General features: G+C 45.3%; 20 protein-coding genes. 10 read left to right on the top strand and 10 right to left on the bottom strand.

Annotation, left to right across the window (positions count from 1 at the left end; all coding sequences use genetic code 11):
* The first annotated feature begins 466 nt into the window (after window positions 1-466).
* The 4 genes from nirB to cobA all read left to right on the top strand — a co-directional run bounded on the left by nirB (window position 467) and on the right by cobA (window position 5,347).
* Window positions 467-3,031 (top strand): nitrite reductase large subunit NirB, encoded by a 2,565-nt coding sequence (gene nirB / locus L3V27_RS04040; RefSeq protein ID WP_237308620.1) that lies wholly within the window; start codon window positions 467-469, stop codon window positions 3,029-3,031.
* 13 nt (window positions 3,032-3,044) lie between these two features.
* Window positions 3,045-3,368, top strand: coding sequence for a nitrite reductase small subunit NirD (gene nirD / locus L3V27_RS04035; RefSeq protein ID WP_046875391.1), 324 nt, complete (start codon window positions 3,045-3,047; stop codon window positions 3,366-3,368).
* 196 nt (window positions 3,369-3,564) lie between these two features.
* Entirely contained in the window at window positions 3,565-4,416 is an 852-nt protein-coding gene (locus L3V27_RS04030) for a formate/nitrite transporter family protein (protein ID WP_065646042.1), read from the top strand.
* 172 nt (window positions 4,417-4,588) lie between these two features.
* Window positions 4,589-5,347, top strand: a complete 759-nt coding sequence (gene cobA, locus L3V27_RS04025) for a uroporphyrinogen-III C-methyltransferase (RefSeq protein WP_237311074.1) — start codon at window positions 4,589-4,591, stop codon at window positions 5,345-5,347.
* A 13-nt stretch (window positions 5,348-5,360) separates the two neighbouring features.
* Here the strand turns inward: cobA and L3V27_RS04020 are convergent, their stop codons facing one another.
* Window positions 5,361-5,801 (bottom strand): DUF4174 domain-containing protein, encoded by a 441-nt coding sequence (locus tag L3V27_RS04020; protein ID WP_012842228.1) that lies wholly within the window; start codon window positions 5,799-5,801, stop codon window positions 5,361-5,363.
* Window positions 5,802-5,918: 117 nt separating this feature from the next.
* Between L3V27_RS04020 and L3V27_RS04015 the strand changes: the two genes are divergently transcribed.
* On the top strand, window positions 5,919-6,407 hold the full coding sequence (locus tag L3V27_RS04015) for an NYN domain-containing protein (RefSeq protein WP_005394594.1): 489 nt from the start codon (window positions 5,919-5,921) through the stop codon (window positions 6,405-6,407).
* Window positions 6,408-6,495: 88 nt separating this feature from the next.
* Here the strand turns inward: L3V27_RS04015 and L3V27_RS04010 are convergent, their stop codons facing one another.
* Window positions 6,496-7,827 (bottom strand): anaerobic C4-dicarboxylate transporter, encoded by a 1,332-nt coding sequence (locus L3V27_RS04010; RefSeq protein WP_005394592.1) that lies wholly within the window; start codon window positions 7,825-7,827, stop codon window positions 6,496-6,498.
* A gap of 420 nt (window positions 7,828-8,247) precedes the next feature.
* Here L3V27_RS04010 and L3V27_RS04005 point away from each other — a divergent pair, with 420 nt between their 5' ends.
* Window positions 8,248-8,985: a siderophore ferric iron reductase gene (locus L3V27_RS04005; RefSeq protein ID WP_203347404.1), complete on the top strand. Its 738-nt coding sequence runs from the start codon at window positions 8,248-8,250 to the stop codon at window positions 8,983-8,985.
* Window positions 8,986-9,074: 89 nt separating this feature from the next.
* Window positions 9,075-11,246 (top strand): TonB-dependent receptor, encoded by a 2,172-nt coding sequence (locus L3V27_RS04000; protein ID WP_237311072.1) that lies wholly within the window; start codon window positions 9,075-9,077, stop codon window positions 11,244-11,246.
* A 53-nt stretch (window positions 11,247-11,299) separates the two neighbouring features.
* On the opposite strand, the gene L3V27_RS03995 is transcribed toward L3V27_RS04000, so the two are convergent.
* On the bottom strand, window positions 11,300-11,491 hold the full coding sequence (locus L3V27_RS03995) for a DUF2986 domain-containing protein (protein ID WP_012842232.1): 192 nt from the start codon (window positions 11,489-11,491) through the stop codon (window positions 11,300-11,302).
* Between the two features lie 136 nt (window positions 11,492-11,627).
* Between L3V27_RS03995 and L3V27_RS03990 the strand changes: the two genes are divergently transcribed.
* Together L3V27_RS03990 and L3V27_RS03985 are read left to right on the top strand one after the other, a co-directional pair.
* A complete protein-coding gene (locus tag L3V27_RS03990; RefSeq protein WP_237311070.1) occupies window positions 11,628-12,137 on the top strand; it encodes a GNAT family N-acetyltransferase in 510 nt (169 codons plus the stop codon).
* A gap of 13 nt (window positions 12,138-12,150) precedes the next feature.
* Window positions 12,151-12,540: a nitrous oxide-stimulated promoter family protein gene (locus L3V27_RS03985; protein ID WP_005394584.1), complete on the top strand. Its 390-nt coding sequence runs from the start codon at window positions 12,151-12,153 to the stop codon at window positions 12,538-12,540.
* Between the two features lie 48 nt (window positions 12,541-12,588).
* On the opposite strand, the gene L3V27_RS03980 is transcribed toward L3V27_RS03985, so the two are convergent.
* Together L3V27_RS03980 and trxC are read right to left on the bottom strand one after the other, a co-directional pair.
* A complete protein-coding gene (locus L3V27_RS03980; protein WP_012842235.1) occupies window positions 12,589-13,749 on the bottom strand; it encodes an MFS transporter in 1,161 nt (386 codons plus the stop codon).
* Window positions 13,750-13,925: 176 nt separating this feature from the next.
* A complete protein-coding gene (trxC, locus tag L3V27_RS03975; protein ID WP_005394579.1) occupies window positions 13,926-14,360 on the bottom strand; it encodes a thioredoxin TrxC in 435 nt (144 codons plus the stop codon).
* Window positions 14,361-14,522: 162 nt separating this feature from the next.
* On the opposite strand from trxC, the gene L3V27_RS03970 reads away from it, so the two are divergent.
* On the top strand, window positions 14,523-15,617 hold the full coding sequence (locus L3V27_RS03970; RefSeq protein WP_005394577.1) for a ketoacyl-ACP synthase III: 1,095 nt from the start codon (window positions 14,523-14,525) through the stop codon (window positions 15,615-15,617).
* 86 nt (window positions 15,618-15,703) lie between these two features.
* Here L3V27_RS03970 and L3V27_RS03965 read toward each other — a convergent pair whose 3' ends face one another.
* From L3V27_RS03965 to L3V27_RS03945, 5 genes are all read right to left on the bottom strand, one after another.
* Window positions 15,704-17,029 (bottom strand): DUF1501 domain-containing protein, encoded by a 1,326-nt coding sequence (locus L3V27_RS03965; protein WP_237311068.1) that lies wholly within the window; start codon window positions 17,027-17,029, stop codon window positions 15,704-15,706.
* Between the two features lie 9 nt (window positions 17,030-17,038).
* Entirely contained in the window at window positions 17,039-18,607 is a 1,569-nt protein-coding gene (locus L3V27_RS03960; RefSeq protein ID WP_134645694.1) for a DUF1800 domain-containing protein, read from the bottom strand.
* A gap of 406 nt (window positions 18,608-19,013) precedes the next feature.
* The gene (locus tag L3V27_RS03955; RefSeq protein WP_237311066.1) at window positions 19,014-20,276 is read right to left on the bottom strand and encodes a hydroxymethylglutaryl-CoA reductase; all 1,263 of its coding nucleotides are present in this window, start codon (window positions 20,274-20,276) and stop codon (window positions 19,014-19,016) included.
* A 352-nt stretch (window positions 20,277-20,628) separates the two neighbouring features.
* Window positions 20,629-21,846 (bottom strand): mannose-6-phosphate isomerase, class I, encoded by a 1,218-nt coding sequence (gene manA, locus L3V27_RS03950; RefSeq protein WP_237311064.1) that lies wholly within the window; start codon window positions 21,844-21,846, stop codon window positions 20,629-20,631.
* Between the two features lie 124 nt (window positions 21,847-21,970).
* Window positions 21,971-23,311, bottom strand: coding sequence for an MFS transporter (locus L3V27_RS03945; protein ID WP_237311063.1), 1,341 nt, complete (start codon window positions 23,309-23,311; stop codon window positions 21,971-21,973).
* Between the last annotated feature and the right edge of the window lies 1 nt (window position 23,312).

Below are 23,312 nucleotides of genomic sequence, written 5' to 3'. Positions count from 1 at the left end.
GGTATCAATCATATGGATTTTATTCCATATGAACTAAATCAGATTCTAGTCTTTATAGTGCGACTTAGCTAGTAAAAGATTTTTGTTGTGAGACTTGATTTTTCTAAAACTTTCAGTCACTTCAGTTGTTCACCTTTAATAGCCTTGAAACTGCTAGGTTAAAACGAATGCTTTGTTTTTAAACAAAGCAGGGTTTATCGTTAGCGTGGTTTAACTCGACAATCATTGCCATTCTGTAAAAGCCAAAACTGTATAGCCCTTTGTGAGCATGACTGCGGTTATCTCATTTTGTAAAAACTACCAACATCCGTTAATAAATTACCTTTTATTCTTCAATATCAAGATAAAAACGTTCATCTACCCCTTTAGGGTAGTTTGAAATTGTAATTGATTTACATCATGTATTAATTTTCTTTCACAATTAACAATGAGCTCAGTGATAAGAACCTAACCCTTAGGAATTATAATGAGCAAGTTGAAGCTAGTAGTCATCGGTAACGGTATGGTAGGGCACCGTTATATTGAAGACTTAGTCGAGAAAGCTGATATCTCTAATATGGAGATTACCGTTTTCTGTGAAGAACCTCGTGTCGCATACGACCGTGTGCACCTTTCCTCTTACTTTTCTCACCACACTGCAGATGAACTTTCTTTAGTGAAAGAAGGCTTCTACGAGAAACACGGCATCAATATGTTGATCGGTGAACGTGCGATTAACATTAACCGTGAAAACCGCATTGTTTACTCAAGCACTGGTCGTGAAGTTCAATACGACAAGCTGATTCTTGCTACAGGCTCATTCCCATTTGTCCCGCCTATCAAAGGCCACGAAAGCAAAGACTGTTTTGTTTACCGCACGATCGAAGATCTAAAAGCGATTGAAGCGTGTGCGAAAAACAGCAAATCAGGTGTGGTTATCGGTGGTGGTCTACTCGGTCTTGAAGCGGCAGGCGCACTAAAAGCATTGGGTGTAGAAACGCACGTTGTTGAGTTCGCACCAAAGCTGATGGCTGAGCAACTTGACCTTGCTGGTGGTAACCAACTTCGTCAAAAGATCGAGCGTATGGGTGTGAACGTTCATACTAGCAAAAATACGCTTGAGATTGCGCCAGAAGGTAAAAGTGCTCGCAACGTTATGCGTTTTGCTGACGGCACTGAGTTAGAAACAGACTTCATCGTATTTTCAGCGGGTATTCGCCCACAAGACAAACTGGCACGCCAAATGGAGCTAGAACTTGGCCCTCGTGGCGGTGTTGCCATCAACGACCACTGCCAGACTTCAGATGAGAACATCTACGCGATTGGTGAGTGTGCGTCTTGGAATGAAATGTTCTACGGCCTTGTTGCTCCGGGTTACAAGATGGCGACCGTTGCGGTTGATCACCTACTAGGTAACACAGAAAGCAAATTCGAAGGCGCTGATATGTCTGCGAAGCTGAAACTTCTTGGTGTAAAAGTAGGTTCAATCGGTGACGCGAACGGTCGTACTGAAGGTTGTAAGAGTTACGTTTACCAAAACGAAGAGCAAGAAGTTTACAAACGTCTTATCGTTTCTGAAGACAACAAGAAGCTGCTAGGTGCAGTACTCGTGGGTGATACGTCTGACTACGGCGATCTGCTTCAATTGATGTTGAACGAAATCGACCTACCAGAGCATCCAGATGCCTTGATCCTTCCTGCACACGCAGGCGCTGAGAAACCAGCACTAGGTGCAGACGCTCTACCAGAAAGCGCGGTGATCTGTTCATGTTTCGATGTAACCAAAGGCAAGATCGCTCAAGCGGTTGCTGATGGTCATCATACATTGGGCGACATCAAAGCAGTGACTGGCGCAGGTACAGGCTGTGGTGGTTGTATTCCTCTAGTGACGTCTGTTCTAAATGCTGAGCTTGCTAAATCTGGTATCGAAGTGAAGAACGACGTGTGTGAGCACTTTGCTTACTCGCGCCAAGAGCTGTTCCACTTAATCCGTATTGAAGAGATCAAAACGTTTGATGAGCTTCTGGAGAAATACGGTAAAGGTTACGGCTGTGAAGTTTGTAAACCACTGGCTGGTTCTATCTTGGCTTCTTGCTGGGGTGAGCACATTCTTAAGCCACAACTGGTTAAGCTGCACGACACGAACGATAACTTCCTAGGTAACATTCAAAAAGACGGAACTTACTCCGTAATCCCACGTATGGCGGGTGGTGAAGTTACACCTCAAGCACTGGGTGCACTAGCGAACGTTGCTGCAGAATACAACCTATACACCAAAGTAACCGGTGCTCAACGTATTGGTCTGTTCGGTGCTCAAAAAGACGATCTTCCAGAGATCTGGCGCAAGCTTATCGACGCTGGCTTCGAAACAGGTCAAGCGTACGCAAAAGCACTTCGTATGGCGAAGACCTGTGTTGGATCAACGTGGTGTCGTTACGGCGTTCAAGATTCTGTTGGTTTAGGCTCTTATATTGAGAACCGTTACAAAGGCATTCGTACACCTCATAAGATGAAGTTCGGTGTTTCTGGCTGTACTCGTGAGTGTGCGGAAGCACAAGGTAAAGACCTTGGCATCATCGCGACTGACGCAGGTTGGAACATGTACGTATGTGGTAACGGCGGTATGAAACCTCGTCACGCAGACCTACTAGCCAGCGACCTAGATAAAGAAACGCTAATCAAGTACATCGACCGCTTCATGATGTTCTACATCCGTACTGCTGCGCCACTACAACGCACATCCGTTTGGATGGAAAACATGGAAGGTGGCGTTGACTACCTACGCGAAGTGATTGTTGAAGACAAACTTGGCATTAACGCTCAACTAGAAGCAGACGTAGCGAAGCTTGTAGATGAGTACGAATGTGAGTGGACTGCAACCATCAATGACGAATCACAACTGACTCGTTTCGCACACTTCATCAACTCTGACAAGCGCGATGACAATGTTGTGTTTGTTCAAGAGCGCGAACAGCACCGTCCAGCGACCTTCACGGAGAAACATCCTGAAGCGAAAGGCGACATCCTACACGTAGCGATCACTGAAGCATAAGGGAAGGTTGAACATGTCATTTGAAAAGATTTGCCAAATCAACGACATCGTACCGGGCACTGGCGTTTGTGCACTGGTTGATGGTCAGCAAGTTGCAGTATTCCGCCCAACACAAGCAGAAGAAGTGCTGGCGATCAGCAACACAGACCCGTTCTTCCAATCAAACGTGCTTTCTCGCGGTTTGATTTGTGAGCACCAAGGCGAACTTTGGGTAGCAAGCCCACTTAAGAAGCAACGCTTTAACCTGACAACAGGTGCGTGCATGGAAGACGAGCGTTTTAACGTGAAAGCGTACAAAACGCGCGTAACCAACGGTGAAGTAGAAATTTCTGCATAAGCTTGGTTTGCATTCCCTCCTCCTTAAGGGGAGGGAATGCACTGAGTACTTAGATTCAATAGACAAAGGCTTTCCAAGCGTCATCTTAGGGGAACAGGGAAGCGAGATGATGTCGACAGCAGTGGGTGTCAACGGGAAGCCTTTCTCTATTCAATCTTTAACTTTTTAACTTTCAATTTTGAATAAGGACACATTCATGTCTACAGACTTTAAACCTGCTGAATTCGTGCAAACCATGATCAACGTGGGTGAAGCGAAAATTAATACCAGCACTCGAGATCTTCTGCTTCGTGGCACGATGGCAGGCGTTATTCTATCTCTTGCAGTGGTGGTTGCTATTACCGCGATTGTACAAACGGGCATTGGCCTTGTGGGGGCGCTTGTTTTCCCTGTGGGCTTTGTGATTCTCAGTGTGATGGGTTACGACCTTGTCACAGGTGTTTTTGGTCTTGCGCCTTTGGCTAAGTTTGCTAACCGTCCGGGTATCACTTGGGGTCGTATTTTCCGTTGCTGGGGATTGGTAGGTTTGGGTAACCTGATTGGTTCTCTAATTGTGGCTTACCTAGTGGCAATCTCTCTAACCGGTAACTTCTCTCTAGAGCTCAACGCGGTAGCGAAGAAGTTTGTCGCTGTATCGACTGCCCGTAGCCTTGGTTTCGAAAACATGGGCATGGACGGATGGATCACGTGTTTTGTACGCGCTATCTTCTGTAACCTAATGGTGTGCCTAGGCGTGATCGGCAACATGACGGCACGTTCGGTATCTGGTCGTGTAGCGATGATGTGGTTCCCAATCTTCATCTTCTTCGCGCTAGTATTCGAGCACACAGTAGTAAACATGTTCCTATTCCCACTGGGTATGATCTTAGGTGCGGATTTTGGTATCGCGACTTGGTTGAACTTCAACCTTATCCCAACCATCTTAGGTAACATCGTTGGTGGTCTTGTAATGACTTGTCTGCCACTGTATCTAACTCATGCGAAAACAGCGCCTTCTATCTGCGTAGTTGAAGAAGAAGTAAAAGCAGAACCTGCAATCGCAAAATAAACCGCTTTATATGGCCCTATCTTTTGCGGGTGGGGCTATTCAACTCATTTAACTTTCAATAGATATTATATTGATTTAGCTATAAAAAGTAATAACTCCTTGGGGTAGTTTAAACCTTAAGTTAATAACGTGAGTGTTACTCTTTATATCCAAATTTCCGATAGGCGTTGATATGACTACTGCGAACTCATCTTTAAACAGCGGCTTTGTTTCTCTAGTTGGTGCAGGCCCGGGCGATCCAGACTTGCTGACGGTAAAAGGCTTGAAAGCCATTCAAGCGGCTGAAGTTGTGGTGTATGACCGATTGGTGTCGAAAGACATTCTTGAACTGGCTCGAGCATCTGCTGAGATGATCTATGTAGGCAAGAAACTGGACTTTCACTGTGTACCTCAAGATCAAATTAACCAAATCTTGGTACAAAAAGCGCAAGAAGGTAAACGCGTTGTGCGCCTAAAAGGTGGGGACTCATTTATCTTTGGCCGTGGTGGTGAAGAGCTAGAAGAACTAGCCGAATTTGGCATCAAATACGAAGTGGTTCCGGGTATTACGGCGGCGGCGGGCGCGACGGCTTATGCTGGTATTCCATTAACACACCGCGACCATGCACAAAGCGTTCAATTTATCACTGGTCATGTACAAAAAGATGGTCGTGAGATTGAATGGCATTCACTAGCGCAATCCAACAACACACTTGTGTTCTATATGGGGTTGAAGCAAAGCGGCCATATTATGGATAAGCTGATCACTCATGGGTTAGATCCTGAGATGTCATGCGCCATTATTGAAAACGGTACGCGCCCAGAGCAGCGCGTGTTCCAAGGAAAACTGAACGAACTTTCTGAAATGGCTGAGAAGGCGAACAGTCCAGCATTGATCGTCGTTGGCAGCGTGACTCAGTTGCACAACAAACTAGACTGGTTTAGAAAATAAGTTCGTCTAATGGTTAGATTTTGCAGGGGCTGTGACGTCTCTGCATTTCTTGCTTACGCATTGGCATTTGATCAATCAAGTTGTTGATAAATGGCCAATCCGTTTCTGCGCCCCATCGGTATTTCTCTTGGCCATCTTTACCCAGTAAAATTGCGGTATGTGAGCCTTTTTCAATTTCATACAGCTTGGCAAGCATTTTCAAATCAAACTCTTCTTTGAGCCAAGCTGGAGACGTGTAACCTTGTTCTGTAATGACTAATGTGACCACGTCTCTGTCTTCCAACTCGCACTCATTCATGAGTGTTTCTAGTAAGAATTGTTTAACGTATTCATCGTTTTCTGGAGCGAAGTAAAGCACACTCCGATGCGGCCAGTACTTTGAATGTGCTGGATAACCGAATGCTGTCGATGACAAGATACAAGAAAGTAGTATCACTAGTAACTTTCCGCCCATGACAGTTCCCCTAGAAACCCAAATACCGTTTATACGTTAAGTTTAGTGGAATTGGCTCATTGTGCTTTTTTCAAAACTGACTTAGGGTAGGCAGCAAATAAATCAAGCGTAGAAAAGATGAATTCAGAAAGAAAACAAAAGATCGCCATTTTGGTTGATGTACAGAATGTGTATTACACCTGTCGCGAAGCGTATCGCAGTAATTTTGATTACAACCAGTTTTGGTATGTTGCGACGCAAGGGAAAGAGGTGGTGAGTGCTCGTGCTTATGCCATCGCGAGTAACGATCCAAAACAGCGTCAGTTTCATCACATTTTACGCGGTGTTGGGTTCGAGGTAATGCTTAAACCCTATATTCAGCGTCGTGACGGCAGCTCGAAAGGCGACTGGGATGTCGGTATTACTCTTGATGCGATTGAAATTGCCCCTGAAGTTGAGGAAGTGATTCTCGTTTCTGGAGATGGGGACTTTAGTCTGCTAGTGGAACGAATTCAGCAGCGCTTCAATAAAACGGTGACCGTTTATGGTGTGCCTAAGCTAACATCCCAAACTCTGATTGATTGTGCAGATAACTTTGTCGCGATTGATGATGACTTCTTACTGTAATAACTAACGTGACAAAGAAAAGGCGAGTCATTCAGGCTGTACGCTAACGTACAATGACTCGCCTCTAATTTATTGTTGATTTGGCTAATTATGAAGGAATGATCATTTGTCCTAACAAGTAGCCCAGACAGCAAGCACCAATCACACCAATCAAACCTACCGACATAAATGAGTGGTTGAAGTACCACTTACCAATCTTAGTGGTACCTGACGTATCGAAGTTCACTGTCGCGATATCTGAAGGGTAGTTCGGAATAAAGAAGTAACCGTATACCGCAGGCATTAGGCCGATAAGCAGTGCAGGATCCAGACCCAAGCCAAGACCGACAGGCAACATCATACGTGCAGTCGCTGCTTGAGAATTCACTACAACCGACACAATGAACAACGCAAGCGCGAACGTCCAAGGGTAGTTGGTTACCATCTCAACGATGCCAGATTTGAACTGAGGCATTGCGTATTGGAAGTAAGTATCTGACATCCAAGCGATACCGAAGATAGCAATGGCAGCCACCATACCTGATTTGAATACTACGCCGTTTGGTACGTCACGTGGATCAGTTTTGGTTGCAAGCAAAATGATACCGCCGAAGCAGAGCATCATCATTTGAATCACAACGGCCATGCTGATTGGTTTCGCGCCATCTACGATGGTACGAATGTCCGGCCACATCGCGATAACGACGATAACCAAGATAGACGCGATGAACAGCAACACAGAGTTACGAGCACTTGTTGGTAGCACTTCATCAAGAGACGTTGCAGTGGTGTTGAGGATCTTTTCACGCCACACCGGATCTTTTAAACGCTCTTGGTATTCTTCATCGTCTTCCAGTTCTTTACCGCGTTTTAGGCTGTAAAGTGACATCAGCAACGTACCGAATAGCGTCGCTGGAACAGTAACGAGCAAAATAGAAAGCAGAGTGATCTCGTGCTGAATATCAGAGAGTTGTGCCAAGTAGTAAACCACTGCCGCTGAAATTGGAGAGGCCGTAATCGCGATTTGCGAAGCGACGGAAGCGGCTGCCATTGGACGTTCCGGACGAATGCCGTTTTTCAGTGCAACGTCGCCAATGATTGGCATGATGGAGTAAACCGCGTGACCTGTACCGAGCAAGAAGGTCATAAAGTAAGTAACAAAAGGAGCGATCAGGGTGACGCGTTTTGGGTTCTTACGAAGCACACGCTCGGCAACTTGCAGCATGTATTTCAAACCGCCAGCGGCTTCAAGAATGGAAGCACATGTTACCACCGCTAAAATGATCAACATGACGGTGACAGGAGGAGAGGTTGGCGGCATCTTAAAGATGAAGACTTCAATCACCAAACCAATACCAGATACGACCCCAAGGCCTATACCACCATAACGTGAGCCGATATACAGCATCACGAGCAAAAATAGAAACTCAAGATACAACATGTGGATTTCCTTATTCAAAACAGGGGGCTATATAGCCAAATTACTTAATTACATTGTCCCGATATTCAGAAAGAAAATACTTCATGTTGTTCACACTCCTTTGGATAAGAAACAGCAATATTCAATTATTGGCAATAACTCACGCTACACAGGGAAACTGTTAACACAGTTTTATCAGGGTGTTTTTATGCTGTGTATTTTTGCGATCATGTCAGCGCTAAATGCGAAGAGGTTTAAGAGTTTGTTGCTATTCATCGCATACGTAACCAGACCTTACGGGCGCAAAGAGCTTGAAAATAGAGACAGAGACCACAGATGAGAATAGGTTTTTGTTATGTGAATACAAAAGATAATAGTTTGCATTGCGATTAGTGGTTGGGTATAAAGGTGTCAGAATGACTACACCAACAATAAACCATCATGTCTGAGCAATTTTTCCCGCAACTATTTCAAACTTCGAGTGAGATTACGCCTTACCTTCACGGTGATATTGGCGAAATAGGGCAAGAAGTTATTCATATCGAAAATGATATCAATCCGATCATTCAAGGCCTTTACCAACAGTTGTCTGAGGCTCATCCGGAAGCGGGAAAAGCGTATTGGTTGACGAGAACGTGGGATTTGTTGTGTTGGCAGCCTGTTTATGTTGCGTTCATTTCTATTTACGGTTTCCACACGTTGCCAAACATTCGTGAGATGGCGCAGCACCTCAAGCCTTGTTTTGTGTCTGGATATCGATTCGCTGACGAAACACATATACATGGTAAGCCAGAAGAATTAATAAAAGAGGCCGGACGTCAAATTCGAGAGTTGTTCGATTTCTACCAACAAGAAATGAGTCAATGGACGCGCATTCGCCCAGGTTTCACTCATCAATTGATGTCGGATGGGATCATGGCTTGTTTGATTCGTCTTCAACAGCGTTTTCCGCAAATGACCAACACGACATTGCGTGAGCATGCCATCTTGTGGTTACAGGCATTGGGTTTAGATGCCAACAGTAGTCATTCACTTTATGAGACGTCACTGGATCAGCCGCTAAAATTGGTCAGAAAAAGCTGTTGTTTAGTCTATAAGTGTGAAGGCAGAAAGCTTTGTGAAGATTGTCCTCGTTTAGAAAAAAATCGACAGCTTATGAGCAAGCATAATCCTAATTAACATTTGGTTAACTTATGTAACAGTGCTCGATTTGAGAGTGAGAATAAGTATCATTGCATGCTCTTGTTGACAACAAAAAGATAAATACAATGATAAAAAGGACGTTTTCTCTTAATCTCATCGTACTTGCGATGAGCAGTGGATACGCAGTTAGCTCAATAGCTGCGGAAGAACTTCAACAAACATCAACACCAAGTGATGAACAAATGGTGGTCGTGGGCAGTGTGATGCCGAAATCGATCTCTGATATTCCAGGAACGGTTTGGTTTGTAGGGCAAGAGGAAATTGCTCAACAATATCGCGCGGGCAAGACACTTGGTGACATTCTTTCTGCGACCATTCCTTCGCTAGACGTTGGTACGGGTGGTCGAACTAACTACGGCCAGAACCTGCGTGGCAGAGCGATGTTGGTGATGATTGATGGTGTCTCACTGCAGTCTTCTCGCCCAATTAGTCGTCAGCTTGATGCGATTGACCCATTCAACATCGAGCGAATTGAAGTACTATCTGGTGCAACCTCCATTTATGGTGCTGGCGCTACAGGTGGTGTTATCAACATTATCACCAAGAAAGCTTACTCCGATGACTTATCGTTTGAATCGTATGTCAGTGGCACTACAGGTTTTAACAGCAGCGATGACTTTGATTACAAACTAGCTCAGTCTATCTCCGGTGGTAACGATCGAATTGCCGCTAGGGGTTCGGTTGTGTACACCGAAACACAAGGCGCATTTGACGCAAATGGCGACATTGTCACGCCAGATATCTCCCAAGGCTCTCTGCAATACAACTCGACGCTTGATGTAATGGGATCGACAGAGATTCAAATCTCCGAAGCCAGCAAGTTAAACCTTCTCGCACAATACTATGACAGCCAGCAAGATTCGCCATACGGCTTGTACATTGTTAACAATAAATTTGTTGATGTACGAGAGGGATTCGATTCCGATCGTGAACACGGTACAGAGCGAGTTCTCTTAAGCGCGAACTACGCTCACGACAGCGTATTCGGTCATCAACTGATTGGCGAGTTGTCTTACCGAAGTGAAGACCAAACGTTTACTCCTTATTACCAAGGTGCTTCTCAGCAAAAGACAGAGGTTTTTGCTGGACGTTTGGCACTGGCAAAAAACTGGGAATCATTCAACCTTGTTTATGGTGTTGATGCGTATTTAGACCGTTTTGAGAGCAATCAAGCTCTATTCGATCCAAGCATTGCAAACAACTCTGGAAACTTGATTAATAAAACGTACGCCGAAGTTGGTCGTTACCCAGGTGTAGATGTAACGTCTTACGCAATGTTTGTTCAAGGTGACTATCAAATTAATCAAGATTGGTCCGTTCAAGCAGGTTACCGCTATCAATACATGGACAATAAGATTGATGACTTTGTTGCCTATAGCGTACAAAAGAAGATTGCCTCGGGTAAGGGGGTGTCAGCGGATGCGGTACCAGGTGGCAGCTCCGACTACTCTGTAAGTCTGTTTAATTTGGGCACCATTTATCAGATTAATGATGAATCTCAACTTTGGGCAAACTTCTCCCAAGGTTTCGAACTTGCTGACCCTGCGAAGTACTATGGTCAAGGCAGCTATGATGCTGTGGATGCAAACGGTCATTATGCGTTGAACAACAGCATTAATGTGTCTGACTCAAAAATGTCAGGTATTAAAACGGACAGCTATGAGATCGGTTACCGTCTTGATACCAACTCTCTTGCGCTTCAGGCGGCAGGCTATTACTCGCTTTCAGACAACTCCATCAAGTATGATAGAAAAACGTTGTTGATTACGAATGTTGACGACGAGCAGCGTGTTTACGGTGCAGAAGCAAACATCAATTACTGGGTGACCCGCGATATCCTGTTAGGGGCATCAGGACACTACGTAGTTTCTGAGCTGAAAACCGATGGTAAATGGGAAGATTTGAGCGCAGGTAAAGCCAGTACGTCTAAGGCTAATGCATGGGCTGCATACTACCAAGATTCGTACTCGATTCGTCTACAAAGTCAGACGATGTTTGATTACGAAGATGACGCCAACAATAAGTTGGAGGGCTACACCACGTTTGATCTTCTGGGTAATGTAACACTACCTGTTGGGCAGTTAGGCTTTGGTATTCAAAATCTATTTGACGAAGACTACACAACCGCTTGGGGTCAACGTGCGCAGATTCTTTATGCGGCACACTACGATGCAGCAGCTTACGACTACAAAGGAAGAGGTCGCACATTCACACTGAACTACAGTGTTGAATATTAAAGTCAATTCTCTCCGTACAATAAACAAAAAAGCCGCATAAAGCGGCTTTTCTTTTAGGCTTGATCTGTCGGCACTGTGTCTACAACATTTTCCGTGCTTTCCGAGGCTTGGTTTTGCTCTTCAGCTTCCATTTTTGCACGTTCAGCTTTGGAGATATAACGCGGCTTATTGCTCTTATGTAGCTTAGCGTTGTGCTTCTTCTGCTTCGCTTTTAAGATCTGATTGATTTTCTTCTTGCGGTTCATGGTGGTGGTCCTTTAATTTAGCGGGGCAGGATAGTTATTTTTTTATCAAGTTACAACTAAATAAGCCCTTACGTCGGTCGCAAGATTCAAGTACGTTTCTATGTCCAATCATCTCTCGCGTTTTAATGGAGTCCAAATGAAAACACTGATCACTGAACGTTTGATACTACGTCTTGTGAGTGTAGATGATGCACCATTCATATTAGAACTTTATAACCACCCAGACTTTTACCTTTTTGTCGGAGATAAACAAATTCGTACTGAATATGAAGCGGCGCGTTATATAAAAGAAAACATGCTACGCATGCAAAAAGTTAAAGGTGTGAGTTTACTCGTAGTAGAGAAAAAAGACGATGGACAACCGATCGGTATTTGTGGGCTAGTTAAACGTGACACATTGCAACACTACGATCTTGGGTATGGTTTTTTACCTTCTGCTTATGGTTGCGGCTACGGAGTCGAGTCGGCAACCGCGGTGCTGGAATATGCTCGAGAGGGAATGAAACTCGATAAGTTGGCTGCCATCACCAACAATGACAATATTCGTAGTATAAGTTTGCTCAAAAAACTGGGCTTTGAGTTTGAACGAGTTGAGCAGCAATACGATAATGGTCGAACGTTAGAACTTTACACAATGACGTTGTGATTTTTGGAAGCTCATGAGCGATATTTTACTTGGCAAGCTCGCCACTGAATTTAAGACGGTAAAAGCCATGGTAGAGGTTTACTGTCACGATCACCATGGAACAAAAAGTGACTTGTGCTCAGAATGTCGTGAGCTGCTTGAATACGCAGAAGTTCGTCTTGACCGCTGTCCTTATGGAGAGAATAAACCGACGTGTAACAAGTGTCCGATTCACTGTTATAAACCGGATCCGAAAGAGCAAATGCGTTTGGTGATGCGTTACTCTGGCCCCAGAATGCTACTGAAACATCCCATCTTGGCGGTTCGTCATTTACTTCATGAAAAGCGCGCGGTACCGGAAAAACCTGCAGCGAACGCGTCAAACCGTCACAAACGTTTATCTAAACAAAAAAGCGAAGAATAAAAAACGAGGGCGACATGCCCTCGTTTTCGTTGAGTAGAAGTTGCGTGGTTAGAGGCCAGCGGCCATACGCTGCTTAGTTTTGCTCGCTGCAAGTAGCATGTATACGCCAGTCGCAACCAAAGCGGCAAACAAGTAGCCTAGTAAGCCATGTTCTTGGCCCATAAATTTATCAGCCACAACCGGGCCAGCAACAGAGCCAATGCTGTAGCTGAACAGCATGACTTGTGTGGCAGAGACAATAAAGCGCTCATCAAGTCCTTCACAACCTAAGTTGATCGCAATTGGGTACAAGGCAAAAGTAGCGGCACCTAAAAAGAATAATGCAGCAGCTAATACCACGGCTGACGATGAAATAAAGGTCAAACCGATCGAAAAAATACCCAAAATACAGAAGAACGCCATTAGCACTGTGCGGCTCATGTATTTGTTCAATGTGGTCACCATTGGTTGAACCAACATGCCACCTAGGATCACTAGTGCCATCAATGTACCAATGTCTTGATGGTTGATTTTACGGTTAGTTAGCTCAACAGGCATTAATCCGTATATCGCGCCTAAGGTCAAACCTGATACAACACAACCAATAATTGCAGCGTGGTTTAGCTTGGCAATTTGCTTAAATGACAAAGCGGTTGATTCATGGCTGTTTGGTTGTTCACACTCAATAAACATCAGCACCAACATCGCCATTAGGATCAGCGTTGTGATTGCAATGAACGGAACACCGCCACTTACGCCAAGTACACCAATGCCAAATTGGCCTAATGCAGAACCGCCATAAAGCGATAGCATGTACAAGCTCAAACGTTTTGCACGTGATGCTTCGTCGCCAGACATTAGCCAAGATTCAACAATGACAAAAACGCCCGCAACGGCAATACCTGCGATAAAACGAGCAGCAAGCCACACTAACCCATTAGCAAAAACGGGTAGCGTGACAATCGTTAGCGAGAATGCCGCTAAGCAGCCAATAAACGCTTTACGGTGACCAACTTGACGCACGACACGCTCAATAAACATCGCGCCGACCAATAAGCCGCCATAAAAAACACTCGCCAACCAACTCGCATAATCTGCTGAGATGTTGTATTCACCGAGCATGAGAGGGATCAAGCTCATTAAATAGCCCGAAGCCACCGCATAAAGAGACAGTGCGACGACTGGAACTGTAACTCGTGGTGATGCTGCAGGAACGACTGTGTTTTCCACTGTTTTGCGCCTATAAGTTAAATGAAATCTATGGGTTATTCGGCGCGAATATGAGGCTAATAGTTAGGCAAGTAAAATGATTAATTTAAGTCGTTTCGACAAATAATATTTGTTAAATAGATAGGTCGATAAGTTGCATAAAAACGCCAACCTACCAGTGAGGTTGGCGTGGAGAATTACTTATTAAGTGCTTGATTTAACCATTGATCAAACTGACTTTTCGGTAGCGCACCATTGATCATATCAACGCGTTGACCGTTCTTGAAAACCATGATGGTAGGAATGCTTCGAATGCCAAATTGTGCAGCGAGCGCTTGTTGTGCTTCTGTATCAATCTTTACAAAACGAGCCGTTCCTGCTTGTTCATGAGCGACATCCGAGAAAACAGGGGCAAAACCGACGCACGGATTACACCAAGGGGCCCAAAAGTCGACGACAACAGGCGTATCACTTTGTAATAGGGCAGAAAAGTTATCTTGCGTTCCTTCGATAGGCGCGCCATCAAAAAGTGCACTTTTACATTTACCGCAAGTTGCAGACTCTGCAACACGCTCATTAGGGACACGATTCAGACCGCCGCATGAAGGGCAGCGAGTTTTAAACGATGACATGACTTCTTCCTTTATTACGTATTGATGAAAACATGACTTACCAGTCAGCCTCATTATTTGTATACTTATTTTTTAACCTGCCGAAATAACGCAGAGCAGGTTTGTATTTGAGCCTAAGGTTCTAAGAAATTTTATTAAAATACAACAATAAATAGGTCTGCGATGACAAATTACTACGCTGAAATTACAGGTTGGGGGAAATGTGTTCCTCCTGCCGTGCTCTCTAACGATGATCTTAGCACTTTCCTTGATACTTCAGATGAGTGGATTCGTACCCGCACCGGTATCGAAAACCGCCGTATTAGCCATGTAAATACTTCAGACATGGCAACCGTTGCTGCCAAACACGCATTGGCGCGCGCGGGCGTTGACGCAAGCGACGTTGATTTAATCATTGTGGCGACTTGTTCTCCGGATTCACTTATTCCAAACATCGCATCTAAAATACAGCAGAACTTGGGCATTCGTTCTGCGGCGGCCTTTGATTTAAATGCCGCATGTACGGGATTTGTCTACGGCCTTGAAACGGGCACACGTTTGATTCAATCAGGTAACTATCGCAACGCGATCATTATTGGCGCGGAAAGATTGTCTTTCTACATCGATTGGGCCATGCGAGATACCGCTGTTCTATTTGGTGATGGAGCGGGCGCCGTTGTGTTATCAAGAACAGAAAAAGAAACGGGTCTACTGCAATCTCAAATTGGTTGTGACGCTAAAGGTCGCGATATTCTTTCCGTACCAAAGTTTGGTACTTGTATGGACCGTTTTGCGGAAGACAACGGTTACTGGGATTTCAACTTCGTAGGACAAGAAATTTTCAAACGTGCGGTAAAAGGCATGGGGCTAGCTGCGAAAACCGTGCTTAAAGCATCACAGTTAACTACCGACCAAATCGACGTTGTTATTCCCCATCAAGCGAATATTCGTATTATTCAAACCCTATGTGACCTATCTGGGATCCCACACGACAAAGCGTTTGTGAACATCCAAAACTACGGTAATACTTCTGCAGCGACGGTGCCAATTGCATTATGTGAAGCGGTAGAGCAAGGCCGAGTTAACCCAGGTGATAACATGCTTCTTGCTGCATTTGGTGCAGGTTTGACATGGGGTGCGGCAGTATTGAAATGGGGTGACCGCGTAACGCCAATTGGTGAAAGTGATGCGGCTCTGCCTGAATGTGAGCAATCCGCGCTAGAATTACTTGAGCGTGCCATTAAGCTGTGTAACGAGCGCCGTCGCGACGAAGCGTAACGGACACTCAGCGGGAATGATATTGAGAAGGGAGCGTAAATGCTCCCTTTTTCATGACATGTTAAATAAGAGCTTATTAAAGCAGCTTAAGCCATAAAACCAAGGTTTGAATTAGCGAAGTTGCGGATATTCGGGAACACGTATTCCAGTGCCGCGTTATCACTCACACCCATCCACTGCGCGAGGGTTGAGCCCACTTGATCAGCTGCAATTTGGGGTATGAGTCGACCTTGAGAATAGTCATCGTTTCCGCCCAATACTAGTTCAGGCCATATGCCGATAGGTCGCTGACCATTCACCGCGCCCCCAATCAATAGTTGATGACCACCCCAACCGTGATCGGTGCCGTTACCGTTGCTTGTCATCCGTCGACCAAAGTCAGACATTGTAAAAGAAGTGACTTGCTTGTTTAGCCCCAACCGCGCAATCGCGCGATACATTGCTAAGAGGTTAGTTGCTAGATCTTCGAGTAGTACGGAGTGTCGAACTAATTGAGAATCGTGTAGGTCGTAGCCAGAGTGTTTAACGAAGAAGACTTGTCGTTGCTGCTTTAACACATCTTGGCTTGCGATCAATTTATAGACGGTTTGCATCTGCTTGCCGAGTGTTGATGAGGTGAACAGCGGCGCGTCATCAATATGATTGAGTTGCTCGCTTAGCACACGGCTCATCATCATCGACTCATCAACCATCAAATTAAAGTGACCACTAAACGGATTCTCTGTTTGATGAGAAAGCAGTTGGTCATAGATCCCCTTGTATAGCGGGTTATCAATCGCGGTAAGCTGAACCGCACGGTCTTTTTTCAGCACGGTTTGGCGGTGTTCCATCGCGCGTAACCAAAGCGAGTTCCCGTGCACACTGTATAGTGGGGTTATTTCTGATTCAGAAGTTAATACGTCCAACATTCTTCCTGCCCAACCCAAGTTGCTAGATTCTTGCATACCACCAAGTAACCAAGCGTCAGTTTGTGAATTGTGGGAAAACAGTTGCTCGGGAAGTGACGCTTCACCTAGCTCAATCGCTTGTTTTGTAACGGGATGGTTGAGAATGCCGCTATTGAGCACGATATTGGCATCGCCTTGTTCGAAAATTGAAGACAGCGCCTTTAGTTTGGGGTGTAAGCCAAGTTCTACCAGATTATCCGAGCTATCGGCGGTATGCAAATTGATAGGGAGTATGTCGTCTTTGGCGACAGAAAGAGCACCTCTGACTTTGGCATATTGGTTATAGTGCGCGTCAGACAACGGCAGTACAGTGTTGAACGCATCGTTTCCACCTGCTAAATAAACACATATCAATGCTCGAAAGTCATTGGATGGCGCCGCGAGAGAATAACCCGGTAGACCAAGCGAAGCTAAAGCGCCCATCGATGCAGTGCTTTTTATAAAATGTCGTCGTGAAATATCCATAATCCACTCCTAATCCTGAATATAGAATTCATCGCCGGAAATGGCGGTAAAAATCACCAAGGCGAGCTTTGTTGTTGGCACATAGTCCTCACGATATTCATCTAACACGGTGAGCATGAGTTTTTTTAATTCCGCCGAGGCCGTTCCAGCAAAGAAGCGTGCGTTAACCAGCTCGACTAAGGCATCGTGATCATCCAAAAGAAGATAAAACTCGCCGAGATCGAGAGTGTAGGAATCACCGCCGCCTCTGCGAGTGCTGGTCAACATATAGTTGACCAAATCGGTATAAACAGACCAGTTCAGTAGCTCATACTCCGGAGAGCTAATACCAGACTCCGTAAACTCGTTAGATGGTTGGTAATCAGGAGAGTAAAAATTAAATACGGAAGGAGAACGAAGAGGTCCTTGATTGGCGATATTCATCATCGTAGTAGCGTCTTCGTAACGTGTAGATTTGATTGTAAAACCCGCTGCTCGATGAAAATTAGTTAGGACCAGTATTGGCTCTTTCACTTTTATTGGCGGGGTATCTGTCATGCCTAGAGCCTCAGAATCGAGCAAGATGGCATGAATGACCGCGTTTAAATCTCCTTTTTCTCCTTTGCCATTGTTATTGAATACCGAAGCAACACGTGCGATGTACTCCGGACTTGGATTCGAAGTTACAAAACGTTGGATAAGTAGCTTAGAAACAAACGGCGCCATGTTTGGATGAGACATCAAAATATCGATCACTTTTGAAAGCTCTTCTTGCGCAGTTAAACCAGCAGGAATTGTGTTACCAAGCAATCGTTTCTCGCCATCATCGTGTCGGTGGCTGATGACTCGCATCGGTTCGACAAACGCTAAATCGGCATTTTTCCACCCAGTTAATGCTCGAGCGAGCTCTTGAATATCCGTTTGGGTATATGTGGGGATAGGCTTACCCGTTGTACGATCAAGCTTTTTACTGCCATCGATATTCAGTTCATACAAGCCTAGGGTGAACAACTGCATCAACTCTCGAGCGAAGTTCTCATCAGGTAATGCACCCGTCGTGTTGTTCTCTTTTGCGCTCCCGAGCATGGACAAATAGCTGCCCATAACAGGATGAATGGAAACGTCATATAATAAATCTCGGTAGTTGCCAAAAGCGTTAGCAATCAATACATCATAGTAGTCGACTAGACCAGTGGGCTTACTGGAAAGAACACCGCCATAGCGAGAGACCACTAAGATCTGGCTTAATGCATACGCCATGCGTTGTCTGAGTTGATCATCAGCAGTAATAACAATTTGATACCAAGCGTTTTCGCGATTGGATTGTGCGCCTTTGGAAAAAGGTGTCCGATAGAGCGGTTGATGATAGGTGGCAGGAAGGTAGATTTGTTGAGATATCCAACTTTCCATCCCGACTTCTTCTACCTCATCAATTAATGTTGGTGTTGGCCCAAAAGTGCTCTGATAGAGGAAACGCGCAACGGTTTGATCGGAGGGCGTTAGTTCCATTTCTGCTGGTACTGAAGGGACGTAACTTAGTAATAAGATAATCAACCCTAGTACCCAACAAGAGATTTCATTCTGTTTCTGACGTCTCATAGTTAACTCGCTTACCCGAGGGAACGACTTAAATCCATTTAACGGGAGTGATTAAGCTCATTTGAGCTAAATAATAAATTTAGAAAAATCAAGTAGCTGCAGGAACGAGTATAGTCTCTATAAGTGACTAACAAAAAACTCAATCTATGAATTTGGTACTTTAGTGCTAGATGTTTTTGATATTTATTTAGGTAACGTACTGATATTTAATATCGTGTGAGAATAGGGTCAAACAGTGATATAGCGAGGAATGTGTGGTGATACTGCAATAATGCGGTCAACGTGAGAGTGGTGTAATCATTGAGTCTGCAATATAACTTAAACTAATTTATGAGCTAATAAATAAAGTTGCTTTATTGGCACAAGAGAAAACCGCATGGGTGTTCTCTTGTACAAAGTAAAAGGATTATTTTCTAGCAAGTTTATGGTGAGCCCGGGAGAAGTGATCGGCACAAAATGCGCCCACAATCGAGAGTTCGCCAGCCAGACAAAGCGCAGCTGCGACTTCGGCTAAGGCTTTCGCTTTGCCGTTGCCGTGCAAACCCAAAATATCCAAACATGCTTTTTGCGTTGGAAGGCCAGTACCCCCGCCAACCGTGCCAACCATGATGTTTGGCAAGGTCACGCACGCGTACAAGTTGCCTTGAGCGTCCACATCCATACGAGTGATACCAATGGCAGACTCTGCAACGCAAGCGGCATCTTGACCACAAGCAATGTACAGCGCGGCAAGGGCGTTTGCGTAATGCGCGTTGACGCCAATTGTCCCGCTGAGTAAACCGCCCACCGTTGTCATTTTGCCAAATTGAACCATAGACTCCGGCGTTGTATGCAGATATTTCTCCACCAACTCAGCAGGAATAGTCACTTCGGCGGATACTTTCTTACCGCGTACCGAGCGCAGTGTGTGCGCGTTTGGTTTTTTGTCGCCTGATAAGTTGCCATCCAAGAAGGCTTGAGTTGGTTTGATTGGGCTGGTCGCCAAAATATGATGGAACACTTCGTTTGTTGCGATGGTCACCATGTTTTGTCCGGAAGCGTCACCAGTCACGTATTCAAAGACCAAATAAACATGGTTTCCTTCGATATTTACATTGATGTCTTTGAGTTTGCCATGTGAGGTGGTGGATTCCGCAATTTGACGAAATGCCTCAAACTGAGTCACCACCCAACTGACGAACTGACCCGCATCGGCAAGGTTGTTAAAGGCGAACACTGGCGTTCGGCTCACCCCTTCACTCAGCAACAATGCGCTCGCGCCACCAGCGGCGGTAATAAGATTTGCGCCACGGTTGTAGGAAGCGACTAACGCGGCTTCTGTCGTTGCGAGCGGAACCAAAAAATCATCGTTCGCATACAAGCCGTTGACGCGCAAAGGGCCTGCGATGCCGACCGGCACATTGACAGTACCAATGAAGTGCTCGATGTTGTTGGAGTAAGCGTCGCAATGTGATTGCGTGAAAGGATCAAGGAGATGATCTTTATTGGTCACTTGTTCGAGTACTTGCCAACGGCGCGCTAAATGCTTATCCGATAGGCCAGGGCTTAAGCAGAGACGTTTCTCTGGCTTGTGAAACTTCGGTTCTAATGCCGATTGAATCTTGCTGCTGGTTTCGATATCGGAAAGGGCGGAGCTTTGAACAGGGTTATCTTGGTTTAACTTCGGCATACAAACGTTAACTGAAAAATCGAACCAGAGATTGTAGTGATTGGGGCTTTGATTACAACGTTGATTATACGTTTTGCAACAAATACCACTGTGCAAGCGCCTTTATTATCCAAGTGATTTGATATTGGAGCGACGAATTTACCGGACATAAATGGGGTTTGACAATGAATGTTGCAGTAAATGGCAGATCCGGGAGGTTATGGCTCTTAGAGAAACTGGCCTGTAGGTGTTTGGATTCGACAAGGTGTAAGCATGAGTGCCTTAAAAGCGGAATGATTCAATCTATGAAAGGAATAAATTGTCTAACCCAGTCCCTTGGGTCAGACGTTAGTTTGAATCAGTTATTCAAAAACTAGTTGAAGGCGCGAGCCACACGTCCCGCACTTTGAATGCGATAATGGCCAACGTAAGCAGGAACAAATACAGATTGTCCTTTCGCGGCGGTTAACGTCTCACCGTTATCACTGATGAGTGTCAGTTCGGCATCAATCGCCATCAAAATCTCTGCGCTGTTTGCCTCAACCACGTCGTGATTCGGTTGGTTAAGAATGCTGAAACTAAAGTCTGCGACTGGAACGGGGTAAAGGTTCTGGCAACCATTGGCATTGGGTTCTAAAACAAGGCTGTCAAAAGGCTTAGGCACAAAATCTGTGCATTTAACCAGTTCTTCAACATCCATATGTTTCGGCGTGAGTCCTGCACGCAAAACGTTATCTGAGTTCGCCATGATCTCTAATCCCGTACCTTTAATGTAAGCGTGTGGCGTTCTTGCGCTCAGGAACATCGCTTCGCCAGGCTGCAGCGTGATGACATTCAACAGTAAAGGCGCAAACAAGCCGACATCGCCGGGATATTGAGTGGATAGATCCAAGATGAGCTGGAAGACGTCGCTGTCAGTGCCTTGCTCCGATTGACGTGAAGCGTGGGTAAGAAGCTGTTTCAGTGCTCTTTCTTTCGTTTCGCCTTCCATGGTCAGAATGTGCACAAAGAAATCTCGCAAACCTTGTGAGTTGATTTCGCGTTTGAATGCATCTAATGGCGCACGTAGCTCATCGATATCACAAAGGCTAAATGCCTCAATAATCTCGGCATACGAGCGAAAACCGTTCATGGCTTGGTAACTTGTCAATGCGTATACCAACTCAGGCTTGTGATTTGGATCCTTGTAGTTACGATGGCTCGCGTTTAGTGGGATGCCAGCACTTTGCTCTTTTTCGAAACCTATTTCAGCATCTTGTTTACTTGGGTGAACTTGAATCGACAGTGCGTGTTCGGCCGCTAAGATCTTAAACAGAAAGGGCAGGTCGCCAAATTTCGCTGCGGTTTCTGCTGATAAGTAAGCGGGTTGGTTTTGTTTGATCAGTTCAGACAAAGGCAGCGTGTTTTGCTCAATCTGAACTTCAGAGCAGCCGTTTGGGTGAGTCCCCATCCATACTTCTGCTTGAGGCTCATTCGTTTCGTTAGAAAAGCCAAACAAATCGTGAATAGAAGAGGTGCTTCCCCAAGCGTAGTTTTGGATTTTGTTGTTCATTTGAAAGAAGCTATGCGATGAAATAGTGTTCAAATTCATGAATTTTTCCCATAGTTAACCCTCCGAACTGAATCGGAAGAAAAATTGAGCAGAGATACGTTAAATAAGGATGGCGAGCGCGGTTAGGTCACTCGCCAATTTGCCCGAAGGGCGATAAGTCGATTTACAACCGAGGTTTTGGTTCGAGTGGTTTTCGTGATGGTTGCGCTTGCAAAAATGGCAGCAACAAAAGGCCAATGACGGCTGCACAAACTGAAATGGTGATGAAGAAACCCGTCCAATGATATTCTTCAAGAATTAACGCCAGTGGATAGCCAGACAATGCTGCGCCCATGTAGGCGAACAAGCCCACGAATCCTGTTGCCGCGCCGGCAGAATCTTTGTGAGAGCACTCAGCCGCCGCCATACCGATTAGCATTTGTGGTCCAAAGACAAAGAAGCCGATGGAGAACAATCCCGCCGCTTGGAATGCAAAGTTGGTCAGAGGCATCAGCCAAAGCGCGGAGACAGATAAGAAAATCCCAATCGCGAACAGCAAGTTCATTGGCCCACGGTTACCGCCAAAGAGTTTGTCTGAGCCCCAACCCGCAACCAATGAACCAACAAAACCGCCGATTTCAAACATAGAAAGGGCAGCGTTGGCGTTAATCAGGCTATAGTGATGCTGCTCGGTTAAGTACAGGTTTCCCCAGTCATTGATTGCGGTTCGGACTATGTAAACCAACACATAACTGAACGCGAGCAGCCAGATGTATTTGTTGTTAAATACGTACGATTTCAGAATTTCGCGGTAGGTGAGGCCACGTCCGTAATTTTCTTGCGCAAGTTCTAGCGCGTCGTTGCGCCATTGTCCGACACTTGGTAAACCCATTGTTGTGGGTTTATCGCGCAATCGCCAACAAACGAATAGACCGAGTAATACACCGATGATGCCGGGTAGAATAAAGCCTTCACGCCAGCTGTAGTGCAACGTTAAATAGCCCACCAAAACAGGGATCAGCGCGCCACCAACGTTGTGTGCGGTGTTCCAAATCGCCCATAAGAAGCCACGCTCAGAGCGTGAATACCAAGTGGTTAACAGCTTGGAGCATGAAGGCCAGCCCCAGCCTTGGAACCACGCGTTTAAGATCCACAGAGTGATGAAAGCCGCGAGTGAGCTAGAAAAGCCGAACGCGATATTGACCAGACCTGTCGCAATCAAGCCTAGCCCCATGAAATAACGAGGGTTAGAGCGATCCGAAATCGTGCCAGAAATAAACTTCGAGCAGCCGTAGGTGATGTAGAAAAGCGTGCCTATAAGACCCAAATCGCCTTTGTCTAGGCCAAGATCGGTAATCATAGCTGGTGCGGCGTAGTTAAAGGTCTTACGGGTAAAGTAGAAACCTGCGTAGCCGATGTACATTCCCAACATAATGTGCAAACGCCAATGGTGGTAACGCTGGTCGATTTGCTCGTTGCTCAGACTCGGTTGAGTAAATTTAGGTGAACGTAAAAATCCAAACATC

This window comes from Vibrio sp. J2-3(2022), assembly GCF_021725735.1.
Lineage (GTDB): Bacteria > Pseudomonadota > Gammaproteobacteria > Enterobacterales > Vibrionaceae > Vibrio > Vibrio diabolicus.
This window is presented reverse-complemented; position numbering and strand designations above follow the sequence as displayed.

Excerpts from the sequence above, each read along its gene's own strand:
- L3V27_RS04005 (WP_203347404.1), top strand. The coding sequence starts at position 8,248 with ATGTCTGAGCAATTTTTCCCGCAACTATTTCAAACTTCGAGTGAGATT.
- L3V27_RS03985 (WP_005394584.1), top strand. The coding sequence starts at position 12,151 with ATGAGCGATATTTTACTTGGCAAGCTCGCCACTGAATTTAAGACGGTA.
- L3V27_RS03955 (WP_237311066.1), bottom strand. The coding sequence starts at position 20,276 with ATGCCGAAGTTAAACCAAGATAACCCTGTTCAAAGCTCCGCCCTTTCC.
- L3V27_RS04010 (WP_005394592.1), bottom strand. The coding sequence starts at position 7,827 with ATGTTGTATCTTGAGTTTCTATTTTTGCTCGTGATGCTGTATATCGGC.
- L3V27_RS04030 (WP_065646042.1), top strand. The coding sequence starts at position 3,565 with ATGTCTACAGACTTTAAACCTGCTGAATTCGTGCAAACCATGATCAAC.
- L3V27_RS03960 (WP_134645694.1), bottom strand. The coding sequence starts at position 18,607 with ATGAGACGTCAGAAACAGAATGAAATCTCTTGTTGGGTACTAGGGTTG.
- cobA (WP_237311074.1), top strand. The coding sequence starts at position 4,589 with ATGACTACTGCGAACTCATCTTTAAACAGCGGCTTTGTTTCTCTAGTT.
- L3V27_RS03990 (WP_237311070.1), top strand. The coding sequence starts at position 11,628 with ATGAAAACACTGATCACTGAACGTTTGATACTACGTCTTGTGAGTGTA.
- L3V27_RS03965 (WP_237311068.1), bottom strand. The coding sequence starts at position 17,029 with ATGGATATTTCACGACGACATTTTATAAAAAGCACTGCATCGATGGGC.
- nirB (WP_237308620.1), top strand. The coding sequence starts at position 467 with ATGAGCAAGTTGAAGCTAGTAGTCATCGGTAACGGTATGGTAGGGCAC.
- L3V27_RS04000 (WP_237311072.1), top strand. The coding sequence starts at position 9,075 with ATGATAAAAAGGACGTTTTCTCTTAATCTCATCGTACTTGCGATGAGC.
- L3V27_RS04020 (WP_012842228.1), bottom strand. The coding sequence starts at position 5,801 with ATGGGCGGAAAGTTACTAGTGATACTACTTTCTTGTATCTTGTCATCG.
- L3V27_RS03945 (WP_237311063.1), bottom strand. The coding sequence starts at position 23,311 with ATGTTTGGATTTTTACGTTCACCTAAATTTACTCAACCGAGTCTGAGC.
- L3V27_RS03995 (WP_012842232.1), bottom strand. The coding sequence starts at position 11,491 with ATGAACCGCAAGAAGAAAATCAATCAGATCTTAAAAGCGAAGCAGAAG.
- nirD (WP_046875391.1), top strand. The coding sequence starts at position 3,045 with ATGTCATTTGAAAAGATTTGCCAAATCAACGACATCGTACCGGGCACT.
- manA (WP_237311064.1), bottom strand. The coding sequence starts at position 21,846 with ATGAATTTGAACACTATTTCATCGCATAGCTTCTTTCAAATGAACAAC.
- L3V27_RS03970 (WP_005394577.1), top strand. The coding sequence starts at position 14,523 with ATGACAAATTACTACGCTGAAATTACAGGTTGGGGGAAATGTGTTCCT.
- trxC (WP_005394579.1), bottom strand. The coding sequence starts at position 14,360 with ATGTCATCGTTTAAAACTCGCTGCCCTTCATGCGGCGGTCTGAATCGT.
- L3V27_RS04015 (WP_005394594.1), top strand. The coding sequence starts at position 5,919 with ATGAATTCAGAAAGAAAACAAAAGATCGCCATTTTGGTTGATGTACAG.